The organism is Phenylobacterium sp. (genome assembly GCF_044236515.1).
In the GTDB taxonomy this organism is placed as follows: domain Bacteria; phylum Pseudomonadota; class Alphaproteobacteria; order Caulobacterales; family Caulobacteraceae; genus Phenylobacterium.
The window spans coordinates 1-20,297 of sequence record NZ_JBIIGK010000009.1 but is presented as its reverse complement, the minus strand read 5'-3'; the positions used below and the strand labels follow the sequence as shown (position 1 = coordinate 20,297).

The window sequence follows — 20,297 nt, the reverse complement described above, 5'->3', positions numbered from 1 at the left end:
CGCCGCGCCGTGGACGACTGGGACTACGACGACGACGAGGAGGACGGCATCTCGCGCCGGACCGCCATCCTGGGCGGCCTGGCCGGCGCCGCGGCGATCGGCGCCCTCGGCTGGGCCGCGTTCCGACCAAAGCCGGTCGAGCGCGACGTCCTCTATGTGAACACCTGGGGCGGCATCTGGGAGGCGGCGGCCCGCCGCGCCTATTTCGACCCGTTCACCGCCGAGACCGGCATCCGGATCCGCACCGTCTCCCCGGTCTCCTTCGCCAAGCTGTCGGCGCAGCTCCGCACCGGCATCTACGAGTTCGACGTCACCACCCTGGGCCTGGCCGAACTGGCCCGCGCCAACGCCTTCGGCCTGGTCGAGCCGACCGCCAGCCACCTCGGCGATGACGGGCTTTGGCCGGGCGCCGTCCAGCACAACAGCCTGCAGACTCACGCCTACGCCACCCTCATCAGCTACCCAAAGGACCGTTTTCCCGGCGGCGGGCCGCAGAGCTGGGCCGACTTCTGGGACTTGCAGCGGTTCCCCGGTCCCCGCTGCCTGCAGCGCTATGCTGCTCGCGTGCTCGGTGTCGCCCTGCTGGCCGACGGCGTGCCGCCCGACCAGTTGATGCCCTACGACCTCGACCGCGCCTTCGCCTCGCTCGACCGCATCAAGCCGGCGATCCGCGTCTGGTGGGCAGCCGGGCCCCAGTCCCTGCAGATCCTCACCGCCCGCGAGGTGAGCATGATCGGCATCTGGAGCAACTACGCCCAAAAGGCCTCGCTGCAGATGGCCGGCGGCCTCGCCGTCCAGTGGAACCAGGCGCTGATCGACAAGGGCTGCTGGGTGGTCGCCAAGGACACGCCGCGCGCCGAAGCCGCCTGGAAGCTCCTGCGGTTCATCGGCAGCCGGCCGGAAGGCCTGGCTGAATTCTGCAAGAGCGACTTCGTCGGGCCGCTCAATCCCCAGGCGTTCGATCACATCGACCGCGACATCGCCCGCGTGATGCCGACGTGGCCTCAGAACCTCGCCCAAGGCGTGATGATGGACGCCGGCCGGCTCGGCGACGTGGACGCCATGACCCGCCGCTTCGACGAATGGGTGGCCGTCTGATGGCCGGCAAGCGCATCCCGATCCGGCCGAAGACCTGGATGATGGTCGCCCCGGCCGCCGTCTTCCTGGCGCTGTTCTACCTCGCGCCGCTGACCCACGTGCTGATCCTCAGCGTCACCGAGCCCCAGGCCGGCTTCGGCAACTTCGCCCAGGTGCTGAGCTCGAGACATTTCTACGAAGTCCTGGGCCACACCTTCAGAACTGCCCTGGTGGTGACGCTCGGCGCCCTGTTGCTCGGCTATCCGGTGGCCTACGCCGCGGCGAACGGCCCGGCGGGTTATGGCGCGACCCTGCTGACCATCGTCGCCCTGTCGTTCTGGACCAGCTTCCTTGTGCGCACCTATGCCTGGATGGTGGTCCTGGGCGCACACGGCCCGCTCGCCGGCGTGGTCGAGGCCCTGGGCTTCGGCCGGCCGCAGCTGCTCTTCACCAACGTCAGCGCCACGGTCGGCATGGTCCACGCGCTGCTGCCGTTCATGGTCATGTCGCTCTATTCGGTGATGACCCGCATCGACAGGCGTCTGGTCAGCGCCGGCGAGAGCCTCGGCGCGACGCCGACCAGAGCCTTCTTCTCGATCTACCTGCCGCTCAGCGCGCCGGGGATCATCAACGGCGCGACCCTCGTCTTCATCACCTGCCTCGGCTTCTACGCCATGCCGGTGATCCTCGGCTCCCCGCGCGAGCCGATGATCGCCGGCATGATCGGCGACCAGATCGAACAGATGGCCAATTTCGGCTACGCCGCGGCCCTGGCCCTCACCCTGTTGTCGGCCACCGCGGCGACCTTCGCGGTCTACAACCATTTCTTCGGCCTGCACCGGCTGTGGGCAGACCGATGAGACGGACGCTGTTCCTGCTGTCGGCGCTCACCGCGCTGTTCCTGGCCGCGCCGCTGCTGGTCGTCGTGCCGATGTCGTTCAGCACCGACGCGGCCCTGACCTTCCCGCCGCCGGGCTTGACCCTCGACAACTACCGCAGCTTCTTCGCCGACCCGAACTGGACCGGCCCGCTGGTCAACAGCTTCCTGGTCGGCATCGCGACGACCTTGCTGACCCTCGCCATAGGAACGCCGGCCGCCTTCGCCCTGGTCCGCCGCAGGTTTCCCGGCAAGGCGGCGTTCAACTTCCTGATCATGCTGCCGATGATCGTCCCGACCATCGTCATGGCCCTCGGCTACTACGCCTACTTCGGCCAACTTCGGATCGTGCAGACCTATCTCGGCGTCGTCCTGGCCCATACCTGCCTGTCACTGCCGATCGCCCTGCTGATCCTAACCGCCGCCCTGAAGGGCTTCGACCGCTCCATCGAGCAGGCGGCCATGAGCCTTGGCGCCTCGCCGCTGCGGACCTTCCGGCTGATCACCTGGCCGGTCCTGCGGCCCTCATTCCTGATCGCGGGCCTGTTCGCCTTCGTCCATTCCTTCGACGAGACGGTGATCTCGCTGTTCATCTCCGGCCGCGACCGGGCGACCTTGCCTCGCCAGATGTTCACCAGCTTCAAGATCGAGGCCGACCCGACCATCTCGGCCGCCTCCTCCATCCTCTTCCTCATGGTCCTGACCGGCCTCGCCGTCGTCACGGCCGTGCGCCTGACCCGCCGCGTGGCGGGACGGAGTGCCTGATGCCCGCCCGCCCGCTGTCCCTGCGCCAGGTCTGCAAGTCCTATGACGGTCGTCAGATGGCCGCCGCCGACGTGGATCTCGACATCCCGGCCGGCGAGTTCGTCTCTCTCCTCGGCCCGTCGGGCTCGGGCAAGACCACCACCCTGATGATGATCGCCGGCTTCCAGAAGCCGACCTCCGGCCAGATCGTGCTGGGCGAGCGCCAGATCGACCGCGTGCCGCCGCACCGGCGCAACATCGGCATGGTCTTCCAGAACTACGCCCTGTTCCCGCACATGACGGTGGCCGACAACGTCGGCTTCGGGCTGAAGATGCGCGGTGTCACCGCGGCCGAACGAACGACCCGCGTCGCCCGCGCCCTCGACATGGTCTCGCTCGGCGGTTTCGCCGACCGCTATCCAGCCCAAATGTCGGGCGGCCAGCAGCAGCGCGTCGCCCTGGCTCGCGCACTGGTCTTCGAGCCGGACCTTATCCTATTGGACGAGCCGCTCGGCGCCCTCGACAAGAACCTGCGCGAACAGATGCAGGTCGAGCTGAAACGCATCCACCGCGACCTCGGCGTGACCATGATCTATGTCACGCACGACCAATCCGAGGCGATGACCATGTCCGACCGGATCGCGGTGTTCAACGCCGGCCGCATCGAGCAGATCGGCACGCCGGCGGAGGTCTATTTCACGCCCAAGACCCGCTTCGTCGCCGACTTCGTGGGCGACAGCAACATACTCGCGGCGACGGCTGGCGCCGGCGAGACCTGGCAGGCGCAAGGCCTTGGCCTCGTGCAGCTCGCCGGCGCACCGGCCGCCGCGGGCGAGAGGGGCCATATCGTCCTGCGCCCCGAGATGATCCGACTGACCGACGCGCCGACTGCGGACCGCCCGCCGTTCCGCGTCGAGGCGACGGTCAACTACGGCGACAGCGTCCTCGTCATCGGCAAGGTCGGCGACACGCCCCTGCGCGTCCGCGTCCCGAGCCGCGACGGCGCCGGCCTCCGGCCTGGCGACCAGCGCGGCCTGAGCTGGAACGACGCGGACGCTCACGTGGTCCGCGACCCCGCCTGATCGACAGCCACGCCCAGGTTGAGAGGCTCGCCTGAGGGCTGGCGACCGACTATTCCAGATAGATCGTGCGAAGCTGAGCGATGTCGGCTTTGCTGAGGCCGATCTCAGTCTCGAAATACCCGTCCACCGAGCCCCAACGCTCATTGATCGCCGCCAGGGCGCTATCGAGGTAGGCCGCGCCGTTGGCCGACTTCAGCGGACGAGGTTTGTAGAGCGCACGATCGTCCTGGCCGCGTGCAAACATCTGGGCCACGGGGTTGTTGGGATACCGAGCCAGGTCGATCTTCGGCATTTCGAACTCAGGACGCCGCAACTCAGTAGACATATGGAAGTCCGCGATGATCGCTTCTCGCGGCGCCCCGAGGGCCGAGAGGATCATGGCTGAAACAAAACCGGTCCGGTCCTGCCCCGCCGAGCAGTTGTAGACTAACGGCCCCTCGTTACTCAGCAGTCGGGCGAAAACCAGACGCAGATGCGGAGCCAGGAACGTGGGGAGCTGCCGATAGAGGGGCTCCATCTGCCCACCGGCCATCAGCTTCTGGACGTCGAGGGTCATCATGTCGGCCATCGAGTAGCCAATGGCCGAGTAGGGCACACCCTCGATTCGGGTCGGAGCCAGGACCCGCTCTTCGCTGGAGCGCAGGTCGACCATGTTGCCGAGGCCCAGCAGACGGACTTCGGAGAGGTCCGCATCCGTGAGCAGCGGCGTCGCGCCGGACCGATAAATCAGGCCCCAGCGCACATGCTTGCCGCCGGCCGCAGGGTAGCCTCCCAGGTCGCGGAAGTTCGAGCCCTGTTGCAGCGTCACCACGCGCTCGGCGACCCGCACTGTTCGGCCGCCGCGGGTGTCGCGCAAGATGATATAGGGCCGCGACGTAGCGGCCGTGACCAGCTCGTGCGAGCCATCGTTATCGGCCTTGGAAACGACACGTGCGGCGGAGGCCGGGATGTCCGGCTTGTCGGCCACAAGAACATCAACCGGATCGGTCGCAGACCAGCGCACCACGAGCTTGTCGGGCGAAACACGCTCGACGACAGCACCGTCGACCGTTCCGGCCACGACCGGTGTTGCAAGGGCCAGAGCAGCAAGCGAGGCGAAAAGCATGCGCATGTTGGAATCCCGACTCTGAGGCTTAGAAGCGGACGGTGGCGTCGACGCCGTAGGTGCGTGGCTCGTTGAACATGCCCATCCGACCGAAGGTCGGGCTCATGCCGCCCCGGTAGAACAGATGAGCCTCGTTGAGCAGGTTGCGCGACCAGACCGCGATCTCCAGCTCGCCTGCGTCGCTGAGCGGGATCTCGCCGAGCGAGATCCGCGCATTCACCAGCTTGCTGTTGTCCGAGAAGTCGGCGACGCCCGATGTGGCGCGATAGCCGTCGGCGATGTTGCCGTCGATGTGCGCGCGGAAGGTTGCGTGGGCCATTGGCCGCACATAGTCCAGCGCGGCGGTGAAGGCGTTCTTCGGCGTGAAGACGATGTAGGACGCGACCAGCGCCGGCGTGGCGTCGAACGGGTTGTCGGCGGGCGGCAGGTCGCCCTTGGTGTAGGCGTAGGCGAGACTGGCGGTCAGACCGTCGGCGATGGCCAGCGAGGCGTCGGCCTCGAACCCCTTGATCTTGCCGACCCCCGCGGCGTTCACCGTCTCGATGGTGCCGCGGTTGCTGCCGCCGAGGTTGGCGGCGTTGAAGTCGATCTGGATATCCTTGTAGCGGGTCGAATAGGCCGCCAGGTTGATGCGGGCCCGGTTGCGGAGGAACTGCGCCTTCAGGCCGGCCTCGACGGTGGACACCGTTTCCGGATCGAAGGTGCGATACGAGACGGAACGCCCATTGGCCCCACCGGCGCGATAGGCGGTCCCCCATCGAGCATACAGGTGCAGCTCGTCGGTGGGATCGAACGCCACCGTGACCATCGGATCGAGACGGTTCCAGCTATCCTTGAACTCGATCTCGCCGACCACGCCGCCGAGCACCGGCGTCGCGCCGTTGACCTTCGTCAGGTGGCCTTCCTTCTTGTCGTGGGTGTAGCGGGCGCCGGCGGTCAGATGCAGGCGGTCGTCCAGGACAGGCGGCGTCCAGGTGGCCTGACCGAAGGCGGCAAGGCTGTCGGTCATGGCCGTGCTGGCCCGATCGGGGAACGGCGTGGCCGCTCCGGACGCCAGGCTCGGCAGGCGCGTGGCCGCCGTGCCCGTGGCGTTCCACTGCATGGTGTTGGGCGTCCAGGCGTCGTCGTCGCCCTTCTCGTGATAATAGAAGACGCCCCCGACGAAGTTGAACCGTTCGAAGGTCCCGAGGATCTGGACCTCCTGGCTGAACTGTTCCTGGCGGAGCGAGGCCAGGCTGTAGCGGGCGAAGGTCGCGTTCGGGCGGAAGGCGCTGGAGTGGGCGCCGATGCCGTTGTCCCACTGATCCTGCTCGACGCTGCGATAGGCCGTGATCGAACGCAGCTCGTAGATGTCATTCGGCGCCCACGACAGGTGCAGCATATGGCCCCAGATGTCGCCGACGCTTTCCTGCTGCGGCAGGCCGATATCGACCGCCTTGGCCCGGTCGGACTGGACCTGGACCAGGGGCGCGAAGGCGCTCGCCGGGGCTGTCGCGCTGCGCTCGACGAGCTGCACATAGAACGGCGTCGTCTTGTCCTTCGAGATGTCGAAGTCGTAGCGCGCGGTGAAGGTGTCGTTCGGGGTCCACTGGACGCCGGCGTGGAAGCCCTTGCGGTCGTACTGGTTGAAGTCCTCTTCCCCTTCCAGCGTGTTTTCGACCGTGCCGTCACGCTTGGTGATCACGGCGTCCAGCTTGACGGCGACGTTATTCCAGGACGGCAGGTCGAGGTGGCTTTCGGCGCGATGGGCGCCGTAGTTGCCGACCCCCGCGCTCTGTCGCAGGCCGAATTCACCCGACGGCGCGCGACTGACGATGGAGACGGCCCCACCGGTCGAGTTGCGGCCGAACAGGCTGCCCTGCGGCCCCTTCAGCACCTCGATCCGCTCGATGTCGAACAGGGCCGCGCCCAGACCTTGCGAGCGACCTAGGTATACACCGACGATGTAAACGCCGACCCCGGCGTCACGGCTCGGCTGGTTGGCGTCGAAGGGCACGATTCCGCGAATGCCGACCGCCAGGGCGGAGGTGCGGGAGAAGAACGGCGCGACCCGGAGGGATGGCAGGGAGCCATCCATCAGATCGGTCAGGCTCTGGACTCGCCGGGCCTTCAGCTCCTCGCCGCCCATCACCGAAATCGCGATCGGAGTCTTTTGGAGATCGGTCTCGCGCTTCTGAGCCGTGACCACCACCTCCCCTAGGGCCAAGGCCGAATCCTCAAAGGCCTCCGCCGCCTGAGCGGGTCCCGCCCCGAGTCCCGCCATACCCAAAATCGCGGCGCACGACGTGGCCGACAGAAGCGCTTTTCGCACGAAACAAACCCCACCTGCTTGATGGCAGGGGAGTTAGGGGCGGGTCGCGACGGCCCGACGACTGTTACATGACCGTTTGCCGAAAAGACGATCGGCGATCGGCGATCTGATCTCAATCCGCAGCGTCTGCCGGGCGCGCCTCCCACACCGAAGTCTCCGTCGGAATGGCCGCGACGTCGGTGACGCCCGGAGTGCGATCGGCGGCCCGTTCGTCGAAGTTGGTCGGACCTTGCATCGGCACGCTGGCGAGCGGGACTTGGTGGACGACCCTGACGATCTGATCGGCATCGGGCTCGTAGTGGCTGTCCGGGTCGCCGTCCGCGCGCCGTGCCCCGGCGCCCTCGCCCGCGGCGCTTTCGGCGGTCGGCTGGCCGCTGTTGAGGTTTCGTGGCTTTCGGTCGCTCATCGTGCACTCCGACCGCGAGAAGCCGGCGCTGAAAACTAGGTTCCGGCCTGCTTACAGATGTTGGCCGAGGGAACCCGCCGCGGCGTCATCACGTCTCCCTGTCCCAGACCCGGCAGAGACGGATGAGGCGATGCTTCCGACTTCCGGCGCCACCACGGCGCAAGTGAAGGCCGACATCAACAGCGGCGCCACCGGCGACAAGGTCGGCGGCTTCGATCCCGCCATGTCGCCGCTCGGCACCGACGAAGAGGCCGGCGGAGTCTCCCCCGATCCGGGGTTAATTGCGCAGGCCCGCGCCGCCGAACAGAGCGGACGACCCGCCAACGCGACCCCTAACGCCGCCACCCCCGAACTCCAGCCCAACGCCCAGCTCAAGACCGGCGCGCCTGTCACCCTGCCGCTACTTCTGGGAATCGGCATCGCCGTGCTGCTCGCCGTGGCCTGGTACCTGATGCTCGGAACCTAGGGGCGGGCCAACGAGCCCACCACAGGTCGTGGCCGCACGACCCGCTCGCCTGCGGGACAATCGGGGTGGTGACAATGCGTCGATCGCCGCCGACCGGTGTTGGATCGACACCAACCCGACCCTGAAAATCAACTTCCGACGCAGCGCGGCTTGCAGTCTTCTGCGCTATGAACGTTCGATGACATATTCGGCGCCTTGGGCGGGGCGGAGATATCGCGAAAGCGGTGATCTGCCGGCCTGGACACCAAGCTCAACGGGCGGCTGACTAAACATTAGAAAGTAGGGGGAATTTTCCAGATGATCGGCACAACCCATTCCAAGGGCCGGAGACTGATAGGCCTGCTGGCGGCGACCACCGTCCTGACGCCCCTGGGCTTCGCAGGATCGGCGCTCGCACAGACGGCCGAGGCGCCAGAGACCGCGCTGGGCGAAATCGTCGTCACCGCGACCCGTCGCTCCGAGAGCGTGCAGAAGGTGCCGATCGCCATCCAAGCGCTGAGTGGCGATACCCTGGCCGAGCGCCAGGTCAAGGGCCTGTCCGACCTCGTAACCCTGCTGCCGTCGGTGTCCTTCGCCGGCCTCGGCCCGGGCCGTCAGGTCACCTTCTTCCGCGGCATCGTTCCGGCCGGCGGCCAGTACGGCTCGGTCGGCATGTACCTGGACGAGATCCCGATCACCGGCACCGGCATCACCGCCAACGGCGCCGGCATCCCTGACATCCACGTCTACGACATGGAGCGCATCGAGGCGCTGTCGGGTCCGCAAGGCACCCTCTACGGCGCCGGCTCGCTCGGCGGCACGGTCCGCTTCATCACCAACAAGCCGAAGATCGGCCTGTTTGAGGGCGGCTACAACGTCGAGGCCAACAAGTACGGCAAGGGCGACATCGGCGGCCAGCTCGAGACGTTCGTGAACCTGCCGGTCAACGACCGGATGGCGGTGCGCGCCATGGCCTACTACCGGCGCGAAGGCGGTTACGTCGACAACGTCGACAACAACGGCCGCTTCGCCGATGGCCGTCCGTCGGTCCTGAACCTGGGCGACAATAACCCGGCCACCTCGTTCACCCTCGACAACTCGGCGATCGCCAAGGACGACTACAACACCGTCAAGGAATACGGCGGGCGCCTGGCTCTGCTGTGGGAGGTCGCGGAGGGCTGGAGTGTCATGCCGCAGATCACCGCCCAGCGGCAGGTCTCCAACGGCTACTTCGGCTTCGATCCGCGGGTCGGCGACCTGGAAGTCGTCGACTTCGACAAGACCCGGCAAGACGACAAGTTCTACCAGGCGGCCCTGACCATCAACGGCCACATCGGCGACTGGGACGTGGTCTCCGCGACGGGCTACCATCAGCGCAAGACCAAGACGCTGAACGACTACACCTACTACACGGTCGCCTATGACGGTTTCGGCCCCGGTTACGAAAACTACCTGCAGTTCTTCGACAAGGCCGGGTGCACGGGAACCGGCGCGGCCCTGCGCTGCACCACCCTGATCAACCCGACCCAGTTCTACTCCGCCGAATCCCGCCGGCCGAAGTTCACCCAGGAATTCCGCATCACCACGCCGGACTCCTGGCCCTTCGACATCACCGCGGGTGCCTTCTACCAGTGGATGAAGCAGGGCAACGACAACGACTACGCCGTCCACGGCCTGTCCAACATCGCCGGCTTCACCCAGTCCGGCGGCGGCGACAGCAACCCGGCCGGCTTCGGCATTCCGACGACCAGCGGCGGCACCATGGTGCTCGGTTCGCCGGCCGTGCGCCGTGACGCCTACTACGTCATCGAGACCGACCAGATCTGGAAGGACAAGGCGCTCTTCGCCGAGGGTCACTATAACATCACCCCGACGCTGAAGCTCACCGCCGGCATCCGTTACTTCTGGACCGAATACGTCGCCGACGGCTTCGTCGGCATCGCGGCGACCGCCCGCAACACCGTGACGTCCTACGACCGCGGCACGGGCACCGCCGGCTGCTCGGTGCCGCTGCCGGCCGAGCGCCTGCAGTGCGTCAACACCAACTTCGCCGTCGCCGACCGCAAGGGGCGCTACGACGAAAAGGGCGAGACCCACAAGATCGCCCTCGATTGGCAGATCACCCCGAGCAAGATGGTCTACGCCAACTACTCGACCGGCTTCCGGCCGGGCGGCTTCAACCGTCCGCTGCGGATCCGCAACGTCGGCGTGGCCTCGGTGGACCCCTATCTGTCCGAGACGCTGACCAACTACGAGCTCGGCTTCAAGACGACCTGGAACGGCATCTTCCGCCTGAACGCCTCGGCCTACATCCAGGACTGGGACGACGTTCAGTACACGGTGGTGGTCGCCGGCACGCAGGGCGCCCTCATGACCGGCAACGCCGGCCGGGCGCGGGTGAAGGGCTTCGAGTTCGACGCCGACCTGAAGCTCGACAAGTTCACCCTGTCGACGACCGGCGCCTACAACGACGCCAAGCTGGCTGAGAACTTCTGCAACTTCGCGTTCAACCCCGCGTCCATGGAGATCGCCCAGCTGGCCTCCTGTACGCCGGGTCAGTTCGTGCCGGGCACCCAGCCGCCGACGTCACAGGTCGCGGCCGAGGCGGGCACCCGCCTGCCGCGTCAGCCCAAGTTCAAGGGCACGAGCTCGGTCCGTTACGACACCGAGTTCCGCGACTATGGCGCCTACATCCAGGGCGCGGCGCTCTATCAGACCGGGGCGACCCAGGACCTCAACGTCCGGAACAACGCGCTGCTCGGCAATACGAAGGGCTTCGTGACCTTCGACTTCTCGGCCGGCGTCAGCCGCGACAACTGGACGTTCGACGTCTTCCTGCAGAACGCCTTCGACAAGCGGGGCATCCTGACCCGCAACACCTTCTGCGCGATCGCGATCTGCTCGGACTCCTCCCGAGCCTTCCCGATCAAGCCGCAGTTCTTCGGCGCGCGGTTCGGTCAACGCTTCTGACCTGACGCAAGTCCACTCAAGGACGCTCCGGAAGCCCCACGGGAAACCGTGGGGCTTCTTTTTTGTCCCGCGGTAGCCGGGCAGCACGGATTGCCGGCGAGACCGCGACGGCCGCGTACAATCGTTCAGTTGTGGATTTCGTGGCGACGTGCCCACCGCGGCCCGCCCGAACGGTCCCCATCGATCCGGGGAGCGGTGGTAGCTGGGGAGCGCTACAGAAGCAGCAGACCCAGTGTGGCCGTTGTGATCTTTCGTCGCCTATAGCGCAGCGAGGCATGCGCTGTTGGACTCGATCTAGGGAAGCGGTGGTCGCTGGGGACCGAAAAACGGGCGTTCCGCAGTAAGCTAAGGTCACGAAGAGGCATCCGCGGTCTTGCCTCGCAGAGCCCCCACCAACCAAACAGTTGTTTGTGTCCCGAATTCGATTACGAATTTAGCTGAGCGCGGGCGCCACTGGTCCCAGCGCCAATTAAAACGGGCGGGAATAAAGAATGAATTCGAGCGCTCGCGGGCCCGACGGCTCGCCGGAGACAGGCGGGCGGGAGATCCGGCGAGTGGCCGCGATCTCGCTGCTCGGTACCAGCATTGAATGGTATGACTTCTTTCTCTACGGCGTCGCGGCCGCCGTCGTCTTTCCCAAACTCTTCTTCGCCGGCGACTTGCCCCCCCTGGTCGCGCTGTTCGCAGCGTTCGCCACCTTCGCCGTCGGGTTTCTCGCGAGGCCGGTAGGCGGGGTGATCTTCGGTCACTTCGGTGATCGCCTGGGCCGTAAAGGCACGTTGGTCACGGCTCTGATCATGATGGGCGCGGCGACCACGCTGATCGGCCTCACACCCAGCTACGCGAGCATAGGCTTTTGGGCGCCGACCATCCTGGTCGCCTTGCGCTTCGTCCAGGGCCTGGCGATCGGGGGGCAGTGGGGCGGGGCCATGCTGCTCGTAACCGAAAGTGCGCCGTCGAATAAGCGGGGTCTTTATGGAAGCTTCGCCCAGGCGGGCGTTCCCATGGGTGTTGTGCTCGCGAACCTCGCCTTGCTTGTGGCGAGCTCGACGCTCTCCGAAGATGACTTCCTGACCTGGGGCTGGCGCATTCCATTCATCCTGAGCGTCGTGCTCGTCGGGGTCGCGCTCTACGTCCAGCTTCGCCTTGAAGAGACGCAGGCGTTTCGCCGCTTGAAGGACGCCGCTGAAGCGAAGGCGCGCGACCAAAGCGCTGTTCCGAAGCGGACCAAATCACCGATCCTGCAGGTGCTCGCGAGCCACCCCAGGCAGGTCGTCCTGGCGGCAGGCACCTTCATCTGCACACAGGTCGCATTCTACATACTCATAGCCTTCACCGTCGCATACGGGACGAGCCGCGCGTCTGGCCCGCCGATTTCGAGGGACACGATGCTGCTCGGCGTTTTGGTCGGGAGCATCGTCATGGTCCCAGCCATCTTCCTCAGCGGCGCGCTATCGGACCGGTTTGGCCGACGGGGCATCTTCATGGCCGGCGCTGCCCTGCTTGGGCTCTGGTCATTCGCCATCTTCCCCCTCATCGACACCGGACAGCTGATCTGGATCATCGTCGCCATCAGCGCGGCGCAGATCTTCACCTCCATGATGTACGGGCCGCAGGCGGCCTTCTTCACGGAGCTGTTCAGCACGGAAGTGAGGTATTCCGGTGCGTCTCTCGGCTACCAGCTCGGGGCAATCCTGGGCGGCGCACTTGCTCCACTTGTCGCGACGGCCCTGTTGGCCCGGTTCGGCACGAGCTTGGCGATCTCGATCTACATGGCGGCAGCTGCGGCGATATCACTGCTGTCGGTCACGTTGCTGCGCGAGACCTATCGCTCAGACCTCTAAGGATGCTTGAGCTCCGCCCGCCCAGGCATCGCAGCTTGGGCGGGCGATCTTAGATATAGAAGCCTGGAACATGACGAGCCCCTGTCGCAGGGCTCATTCCACCGCGACAGCCGCGGACACCGCCGCGACAAAGGCCCGTGATCGAGCGGCGTAGGCGCGCTCCGACGGCGTCGGGAACGCACTCAGCAACACCACCACCAGCTTCTGATCGGGATCGATGAAGATCATCTGGCCAAAGACGCCGATGGCCGAGAACGCCTTCTCGGAGGTGATCCACCACTGGTAGCCGTAACCGCTCGAGGCGGGTGACCCCTTGCGGGCCTCCTGCAACCAGCCGTCAGGGACTATCGAGACGCCGTCTGCGCCGCGAAAGTCGTTCATCGCGAACAGGCCGAAGCGCCCGAAATCGCGCAGGCGGGCGTTCAGGCAGCAACCGGCGAATTCCTGCCCGCCGTCCGAGGTCCAGGCGGCGTCCGCCTCCATCCCTGCCGGCCGCCAGACCTTTTCGGAGAGGTAGGATGACAGCCGCTGGCCGGTGGCCGCAGCGACGACTTCCCCGAGAACATGAGTTGCGCCGGTGTTGTAGTCGAACTTGCGATCCGGCTCCCAGGCCTTGGGCGACGTGGCGACGTATCGTGTCAGGCCACCGGCCCGGCGCTCAGCGAGCAAGCGGACGAGGGCGTTGATGTCCGCGTTCGGGTCCAGGTAATTCTCGTCCCACCGCACGCCCGTCGACATGTTGAGCGCTTGCCGGATCGTGACGCCCTCATAACCGGTCCCCTTCAACGCGCGCACGTAATTCGTGACCGGCTCGTCCAAGTTCCGGATCTTGCCCTCCTTCAATGCTGCGCCAACAAGCGTCGAGGTCATGGACTTGACGACGGAATAGGAAGTCCAACGGTCGGTGGATTTAAGACCATGTGCGTACTTCTCGGCCCGCACCTGACCATCCTTCAGCACCAAGAGCCCGAATACGCGATTGTCGCGCATGAAAGCGTCGACGTCATAGGTGACCCCGGCGACCGTAAAAGCGACATCCAACGGCTTCCCCGCCGGGAGCGCCCTGACAACCTGCCCCGCCGCGACGGGGCGCGAGGCGTAAAGACGGTCAAAACTCTTGAAGGCGATTTCCTGCTCGTCCGGCGACCAAAACAGCATCCGCTCGGGGGCGGGGAGACGCGTCGCCGCGTTGGGCCTCGGCTGGGCGCCGGCAGTAGAAGCGAGGGCGAGAGCCATGACTAAGGTCAGGCGGAGCATGACGCATCTCCAAGCTGAATTTTGCGGCCAAGCGACCAACCGTCTAAAACGGCGATCAGGCTAAGGTCGGAGAGACGAACATCGGCGCAGGACCTCTCCTGCGCCGACGCTGCCGTCAGTAGCGATAGGTTGCGGTGACGCCCATCGTCCGCGGGCGGGGCGCGATGAACTCATCAAGCGGGCCGAGGCGGCTGCCGCCAAAGCCAACGCGGGTGCGGTTCAGCAGGTTGTTGACGAACACCGAGACATCGGCGCCGTTGTCCAGACGCACGCCAGCGCGCAAGCGAACGTCGTGGAACGACGGGCCGAGAACGACCGTGGGGTCATAAAGGCGTGAGAACGTGGGATCACGCTGGGGCGTAAGAGCCTTGTTCACCGATCGATAGGTATAGTCCCCGCGGAAATAGGCCGGGATGCCTCTGGCGTCGAAATCATAAGAGACGTTCGCCGAAACCGTCCACGGGGAGCCGCCCAGGGTATGCCCCTCGCGGACCAGATCCTCCGGCGCGCCGAGCAGCCGAATAGTTTCGTCATATTCGATGTTGTTGTAACCCGCGGCCAGCCCGACGGTCAGTCCATCGGTCACGACGAGCGTGCTTTCAAGTTCGAAGCCTTTACTGGTGGCCTCGCCAAGATTTGCAATCAGCTCATAGGCGCAGCCCACCCCAAGCGAGGGCACGTTGCGAATGATATCGGTCCATTTGATCATGTAGGCCGCCGCGGCTACCCGGGCGCGACCATCCATAAAGCTGTTCTTGCTGCCGACTTCGTAGCTCCAGACATTGTCCGACTTGTACGCCGTCGGCGCTTCGTCGTACCCGATCGACGCCAGCGCGGCGACGCAGGCCGGGGACTCGGGAATGGCGCGGTTAGAGCCCCCGATCCGGTAGCCTTTCGCTGCCGTGAAGTAGGCGAGGTTGTTCTCGTCCAATTGGTATTGGACGCTGAACTTGGGCGTCAGCGGCTTTTCGGATTGAGAGCCCTCGTTCTCGATGAACCCGGTCGGGCCCGCGACCAGGCCGGCGACGGTGCCCCTGAAATCGAACGAGGATTTCGCGTAGCGAAGACCGCCTGTGATCTTCAGGCCGTCGATCACTTCCCAGGTGATTTCCCCGAAGATCGCGCGTTGCTTGTCATGGGCGATCAATTCCTCGTCATAAACAACCATGTCCAGGGGACCGTTGGAGATGCCGAAGTATTCCGGGAAATAGGTGTCACGCGCTGATTGGTAGGAGGACTGGCGAGCATTGGCATAGTAGGCGCCGACCACCCACGTGAGACGTGAATCCGGATTGTTGCTGGCAAGGCGGATTTCTTGATTGAAATTGTTCTGATTGTTGCCGCTGAAGTTGTGCGGGTCGTGGTCCGAGAGGGCATAATACTTATCGAAAACGCCGAACGGATTGCTTGGGTTCGGGTTCTCCGGGAAGTTCTGCAGAATGTAGGTCGTGTAGTCGTAGACCCCGTCGTCATTGCGGATGAACTTCGACGTGTTTGAAGTCAGGGTCGCAAATCCGAGGTCCCACTCGATGTTGAGGGCCGGAAGATAGAAGCGATCCTTGTTGGTTTCCGGCCGGTTGTTGCCAGTTACGAATTTCTGGTTGCCAGGATCGCTCAGGATATACCAGGCGCTGCTGATGTCGTGGGCCACCGAGCGGTTGTAATATAACGACGGCGTGACGGTAACGGCATCGCCCAGGCGCGCGGTGATCGCGGCGCGGAATGCATAGGTGTCGAAGTCGTTGGCGTTCTTACGCTGGATCTGCTGGACTTGCCCCCGCCCCACATACGGGTCCTGCGGACTCACCGACCCGGCCAGATACGGGCCGCGATCGATAAACCCGCCGTCACGGCGGTAATAGGCGCTGATACGGAATCCGAGCTGGTCTTCAACGATTGGGGCGCCAATGGCCACCCCGGCCTCATGACTCGGCGCGCCGTTGTCCGTGAAGGCAAGCTCACCGCGAGCGTAGACCTCGACGCCGTCGAGGCTTGGACGCGGCGTAATGAAGCGCAGGGCGCCGCCCTGCGCCCCGGCGCCGAATAGCGTACCCTGCGGACCGCGAAGCACTTCCACCCGCTCAACGTCGAACAGGTTCGGGATGGCGTCTCGAGGTTGGCTGCCAAGCGAGCGGATCTGAATCGGCGTGTCGTCCACGTATATCCCGGTTGTGCCCGCACCAGTGCTCGAGGCGATCCCGCGGATGCTGAGCGTCGCCCCGGTGGAGGCGAAGCGCGAGATGTTCACGCCCGGCGTAAACCGCATCACATCGTCGATCTGGCGGATGCCGCGTTTGTCCAGGCTTTCCTGGTTGTAGGCCGCGACACTCATCGGCACGCGGCTCAGCACCTCCGCGCGACGGGTGGCGGTGACGACGATTTCCTGGACCTGAGCGCTGTCGTTGGCTGCGGCAGCTTGGCGCTCTTGAGCCACGGCCGCCTCACCAAGCGCGAAGGCGATGGCCGACCCAGCGAGCAGAGCGGCCTTAAGCCGACGGCGATCCGTTGAAGGGCGGTGATTGAGGATCCCATTCATCTCGATTCTTCCCTTGCCTGATTGCTTCGCCGCCTAGTTCTGTCCGCAGCGGCAGTGCGGCTCGTCAGGCCGCAATGGCGTCGGCCGATACGGCTTGGAGGTCGATGTGGCTTTCGATCAGCCCCTCGGCGGCACCGGGGGCGCAGGCCAAGACCTGACTGGCGTAGAGCCGAGCGATAGCTGGCTTGCTGCGGAGCCAGGAGGTCTCGCCGGTCCCGGCGGCCAAAGCCTGTTGGGCTAACAGCCATCCGCCCGCGACATCGCCGGCGAGCTTGAGGAAAGGGCTGGCGGCGGCGAGGCTTTCCACGCTGCTGCGCCCGACGATCCAGTTTGTAGCGCCTTCGAGCGCGTCCACGGCCCGTCGCAACCGCAGGCCGACGGAGGCAAGTCCAGGGTTGTTCACGAGGTCGTCGGCCGTCGCCCGGATATCGGCGCAGAGGCTGCGCATCGCGGCGCCGTCGTCCGCGCGCAGTTTTCGCCTTACGAGGTCGATCGCCTGGATTGCGTTGGTGCCCTCATAAATCGGGGCAATGCGCGCATCACGCAGATGCTGAGCCACGCCGGTCTCCTCGACGTAACCCATTCCTCCATGCATCTGGACGGCGTGAGACGCCACCTCCACACCCAGATCGGAGCCCCAGGATTTAACGATCGGGGTCAGCAACTCCTGCCGCGAGCGCGCTGCCTCACGGGTTTCCGGACAGGCGCTCAGTCGCGCCATGTCGAACAGCACACCGGCATTCATATAGAGGGCCCGACCGGCATCGATCTTGGCCTTCATGAGCAGGAGCGTGCGTCGAACATCCGGGTGATCCCAGATCGTGCCCGCACCGTCGGTCGCCAGAGACGCCGCGCCCTGCTTACGCTCCAGCGCGTAGGCCAACGCCTGTTGATAGGCGCGCTCGGCGATGGCGATGCCCTGCACTCCCACTCCGAGGCGGGCCGCGTTCATCATGACGAACATGTGGGCCAAGCCGTTGTTCAGCGTTCCGACAAGTTCCGCTTGGGCGCCTTCGAACAGCATCACGCAGGTAGGCGAGCCATGAATACCGAGCTTGTGCTCGATCGAGGCCGGCCTCAGGTCATTCCGGGGGCCGAGGGAGCCGTCGGGGTTGATAAGGTGTTTGCTCGCCAGGAAGAGGCTGATGCCCTTCACCCCGGCCGGCGCGTCGGGCGTCCGCGCGAGGACCAGGTGGCAGATGTTGTCCGTGAGGTCGTGGTCGCCCCACGTGATGAAGATCTTTTCGCCGGTCAGACGATATCCTCCGGCGCCATCCGGAACGGCGCGGGTGGTCACCGCTGCGAGATCAGAGCCGGCCTGCGGCTCGGTGAGGTTCATCGTCGCCGTCCACTCACCCGACACGAGCTTCGGCAAGATGACGGTCTTCTGGAACTCCGTGCCGTGGGAGCTCAGGGCCTCAATGGCGCCTTGTGTGAGAAGCGGGCAAAGCCCGAACGCCATGCTCGCCGCGCTCATCATCTCGAAGACAGCGAAATCGAGGGCTTTCGAGAGGCCTTGTCCCCCGAATTCAGGATCGCTGGAAAGGGACGACCAGCCACCGTCGACGAAGGATTTGTAGGCTTCGCGAAAGCCGGGGGCAGCCGTGACCTTGCCATTGGCATAGGTGGCTCCGTGCGTATCGCCCACCCGGTTCAGCGGAGAGATCACACCCTCAGCGAACGCCCCGCCCGCCTCAAGAATGCTGCGGACCGTGTCTAAACCCAGTTCAGGGTAGGCCGCCGCGAGCAGCTCATTGTGGCCCGCATTCGCCAGAGCGAATTCCAAGTCACGGACAGGGGCTCGGAAGCTCATCGGGCTCTCCAGAAATCAACAAACAGTGGTGGTGCGCGCGCAGCTTCACGTCCGTCAGGAGGGCCTCCCCTCCTGACGGTTCGCTATGGCCGGCGCTGCGACGTTTATTTCGCGGGTATTTTGAGGCGGGTCGTCGAGACCGCTTCGTCCTTCACGACCCTCGGATCGAGCGAGACGGCTTTGAACCTGAACGTCTCGTGCAGACGTACCTGATCGGCGATATTGGGATTACCCTTGCCATCGCGGGTGATGGTCAGGTTCTGACCCCCGCTGGGCGTGGAGTCATACAAGGTCGGATCTGCGGGTTTGACCTCGACCAGCATGTTCCAGCCCTCCGATCCATTGTCCGGGACAGCGGCTGGTTGCAAGCCAAGCGGCCCGGCCATCAGGCTGACGCCGCCCAACCGAGAGGCGCCGGCGCCGCCGCGTCGGGTGGGCTTGTCCGGCGTCAGAGCGGCCGCATCGTAATATCGGTAGAAGGCGCGGTGTCGCCATTTTGCCGGATCGGCCGATCCGTATTCCGTCTCGAGCGCGTTCACCGTGGCGGCGACAGTCTCTCGAAGCTTCTGGTTTCTGTCGACGCCGTTGAACCAGTCGTAGGTCACTGGGGTGCCCGCATCGGAGCCCTCCACGGCCCGAAGCAGGACATCGGTCCGATACTTGATGTATGCGGTGTCGACGTCAGTCCACCAGCTATCGATATCGTCACCGACGATGGAGCGCTGAGCGGTGTCGATCCACTTACGGTAAACGGTCAGGCCGACGCTGTCGTAATAGTCGTCCGCATCGTTGTCCTCGTAGATGCCATTCCAGCTGTCCATCGCCGCGACCGCGGCCTCGAGGCGGGGATCTCCCTTGACGGCGGTGCGCAGGTACGGCGTGAAGAACTTCGGGTTGGTTACCGTCAGGTCCGCACCGCCGGAGCTACGGCCGATCTTGCGATGGATCTCCTGCATCTCTGCATAGGTGATCTTGTCGTCCGCCTCCACCAGGGCTCGGCCGAGCCAAGTGCGGAAGCTCTTCCCGTATCGCGCGCTGTCGCCGTAAAAACTCTGGGACGTCGCCTTGTTGTTCCAGGCGTGGAAGTAGCCTTGCTTGGGATCGACCATCGCCGACAGTTCGGGCTGAACGCCCTGCCAGTCGTACTCGCCGGTTCCCGGCGTCGGCAGACGGGGATCGACGCCGTTGGCCCGGAGCGGAAGGTAACCGCTGTGGATCATGGCGATATGCTTGTCCACGCCCGCGTAGTTCCAGTTGAACGATCCCGGTGACCGCGAGGCCGTCTTCTGGAAGTCGGCAAGGTTGCGCACCCGGCTCAGATCGATGAAGTTCGAGAGACCACGCAACTCCTGACCCCAGCCGACATTCCGCTCGGAGTAGGCGACGTTCTCCTTGGCTTCACGACGGATGACCGGGCCATGCACCGTCCGCTCGACCTCGATGATGACAGGCGCCGCGCCCTTCACCTGGATCGTTTCACGACGAACATCCATGTTCCGCCACGCACCCTTGTGCAGGTACTGGCGCGGATTGTCGGGGTTGATCTTCTCGGCGAAGACGTCGACCAGGTCGCTCTCGCCGGTTGTCAGGCTCCACGCGTTGTAGGGTGTACGCCCCTGCGCGATTGGGCTCATCGAGGGGAATGTGTAACCCGCAGCGTCGAACCCACCGCCTGAGATGTGGATATCCGGGCCGTCGGCGGTGGCCTGAAGCAAAATCGGATTGCCGGTCGCCGACTTCGAAGCTCCGATCGCCAACGCGCGGCTGGCGCCCATCCGAGCCGGCGGCGCCACCTCTTCGGGAAGCGCGTGAATGGGCAGGCTGGCCTGG

At 65.3% G+C, this 20,297-nt stretch carries 14 protein-coding genes; 7 read left to right on the top strand and 7 right to left on the bottom strand.

Annotated elements, in window-relative coordinates:
• Positions 1–9 precede the first annotated feature (9 nt).
• The 4 genes from ACILRF_RS02010 to ACILRF_RS01995 are packed head-to-tail and all read left to right on the top strand — an operon-like array spanning position 10 to position 3,780.
• A complete protein-coding gene (locus tag ACILRF_RS02010) occupies positions 10–1,098 on the top strand; it encodes an extracellular solute-binding protein (RefSeq protein ID WP_395670594.1) in 1,089 nt (362 codons plus the stop codon).
• Positions 1,098–1,937 carry an ABC transporter permease gene (locus tag ACILRF_RS02005; protein ID WP_395670593.1) on the top strand — a complete coding sequence of 280 codons (840 nt, stop codon included), beginning with the start codon at positions 1,098–1,100 and terminating at the stop codon, positions 1,935–1,937. Before ACILRF_RS02010 ends, ACILRF_RS02005 begins: the two co-directional genes overlap by 1 nt.
• On the top strand, positions 1,934–2,719 hold the full coding sequence (locus ACILRF_RS02000) for an ABC transporter permease (RefSeq protein ID WP_395670592.1): 786 nt from the start codon (positions 1,934–1,936) through the stop codon (positions 2,717–2,719). Before ACILRF_RS02005 ends, ACILRF_RS02000 begins: the two co-directional genes overlap by 4 nt.
• Complete coding sequence (locus ACILRF_RS01995; RefSeq protein ID WP_395670591.1) at positions 2,719–3,780, top strand: ABC transporter ATP-binding protein; 1,062 nt, start codon at positions 2,719–2,721, stop codon at positions 3,778–3,780. Before ACILRF_RS02000 ends, ACILRF_RS01995 begins: the two co-directional genes overlap by 1 nt.
• A gap of 49 nt (positions 3,781–3,829) precedes the next feature.
• Here ACILRF_RS01995 and ACILRF_RS01990 read toward each other — a convergent pair whose 3' ends face one another.
• The 3 genes from ACILRF_RS01990 to ACILRF_RS01980 all read right to left on the bottom strand — a co-directional run bounded on the left by ACILRF_RS01990 (position 3,830) and on the right by ACILRF_RS01980 (position 7,602).
• The gene (locus ACILRF_RS01990; protein WP_395670590.1) at positions 3,830–4,891 is read right to left on the bottom strand and encodes a tyrosine-protein phosphatase; all 1,062 of its coding nucleotides are present in this window, start codon (positions 4,889–4,891) and stop codon (positions 3,830–3,832) included.
• 22 nt (positions 4,892–4,913) lie between these two features.
• Complete coding sequence (locus ACILRF_RS01985) at positions 4,914–7,091, bottom strand: TonB-dependent receptor (protein ID WP_395670589.1); 2,178 nt, start codon at positions 7,089–7,091, stop codon at positions 4,914–4,916.
• Positions 7,092–7,308: 217 nt separating this feature from the next.
• Positions 7,309–7,602, bottom strand: coding sequence for a hypothetical protein (locus tag ACILRF_RS01980; RefSeq protein WP_395670588.1), 294 nt, complete (start codon positions 7,600–7,602; stop codon positions 7,309–7,311).
• Between the two features lie 130 nt (positions 7,603–7,732).
• On the opposite strand from ACILRF_RS01980, the gene ACILRF_RS01975 reads away from it, so the two are divergent.
• The 3 genes from ACILRF_RS01975 (at position 7,733) to ACILRF_RS01965 (ending at position 12,861) form a co-directional block, all read left to right on the top strand.
• Positions 7,733–8,068: a hypothetical protein gene (locus tag ACILRF_RS01975; protein ID WP_395670587.1), complete on the top strand. Its 336-nt coding sequence runs from the start codon at positions 7,733–7,735 to the stop codon at positions 8,066–8,068.
• Between the two features lie 297 nt (positions 8,069–8,365).
• Entirely contained in the window at positions 8,366–11,017 is a 2,652-nt protein-coding gene (locus ACILRF_RS01970; protein ID WP_395670586.1) for a TonB-dependent receptor, read from the top strand.
• A 554-nt stretch (positions 11,018–11,571) separates the two neighbouring features.
• On the top strand, positions 11,572–12,861 hold the full coding sequence (locus tag ACILRF_RS01965; protein WP_395670585.1) for an MFS transporter: 1,290 nt from the start codon (positions 11,572–11,574) through the stop codon (positions 12,859–12,861).
• Between the two features lie 93 nt (positions 12,862–12,954).
• Here ACILRF_RS01965 and ACILRF_RS01960 read toward each other — a convergent pair whose 3' ends face one another.
• The 4 genes from ACILRF_RS01960 to ACILRF_RS01945 form a co-directional block, all read right to left on the bottom strand.
• Complete coding sequence (locus tag ACILRF_RS01960) at positions 12,955–14,118, bottom strand: serine hydrolase domain-containing protein (protein WP_395670584.1); 1,164 nt, start codon at positions 14,116–14,118, stop codon at positions 12,955–12,957.
• Between the two features lie 115 nt (positions 14,119–14,233).
• Positions 14,234–16,654, bottom strand: a complete 2,421-nt coding sequence (locus ACILRF_RS01955) for a TonB-dependent receptor (RefSeq protein ID WP_395670583.1) — start codon at positions 16,652–16,654, stop codon at positions 14,234–14,236.
• Between the two features lie 64 nt (positions 16,655–16,718).
• A complete protein-coding gene (locus tag ACILRF_RS01950) occupies positions 16,719–18,467 on the bottom strand; it encodes an acyl-CoA dehydrogenase (RefSeq protein ID WP_395670582.1) in 1,749 nt (582 codons plus the stop codon).
• Positions 18,468–18,571: 104 nt separating this feature from the next.
• A partial coding sequence (locus ACILRF_RS01945; RefSeq protein WP_395670581.1) for a penicillin acylase family protein occupies positions 18,572–20,297 on the bottom strand: 1,726 nt, incomplete at its 5' end.

Bases quoted from the DNA above. Each gene is read 5' to 3' on its own strand.
- ACILRF_RS02005 (WP_395670593.1), top strand. From the start codon at position 1,098: ATGGCCGGCAAGCGCATCCCGATCCGGCCGAAGACCTGGATGATGGTC.
- ACILRF_RS02000 (WP_395670592.1), top strand. From the start codon at position 1,934: ATGAGACGGACGCTGTTCCTGCTGTCGGCGCTCACCGCGCTGTTCCTG.
- ACILRF_RS01995 (WP_395670591.1), top strand. From the start codon at position 2,719: ATGCCCGCCCGCCCGCTGTCCCTGCGCCAGGTCTGCAAGTCCTATGAC.
- ACILRF_RS01990 (WP_395670590.1), bottom strand. From the start codon at position 4,891: ATGCGCATGCTTTTCGCCTCGCTTGCTGCTCTGGCCCTTGCAACACCG.
- ACILRF_RS01980 (WP_395670588.1), bottom strand. From the start codon at position 7,602: ATGAGCGACCGAAAGCCACGAAACCTCAACAGCGGCCAGCCGACCGCC.
- ACILRF_RS01975 (WP_395670587.1), top strand. From the start codon at position 7,733: ATGCTTCCGACTTCCGGCGCCACCACGGCGCAAGTGAAGGCCGACATC.
- ACILRF_RS01970 (WP_395670586.1), top strand. From the start codon at position 8,366: ATGATCGGCACAACCCATTCCAAGGGCCGGAGACTGATAGGCCTGCTG.
- ACILRF_RS01960 (WP_395670584.1), bottom strand. From the start codon at position 14,118: ATGCTCCGCCTGACCTTAGTCATGGCTCTCGCCCTCGCTTCTACTGCC.
- ACILRF_RS01955 (WP_395670583.1), bottom strand. From the start codon at position 16,654: ATGAATGGGATCCTCAATCACCGCCCTTCAACGGATCGCCGTCGGCTT.
- ACILRF_RS01950 (WP_395670582.1), bottom strand. From the start codon at position 18,467: ATGAGCTTCCGAGCCCCTGTCCGTGACTTGGAATTCGCTCTGGCGAAT.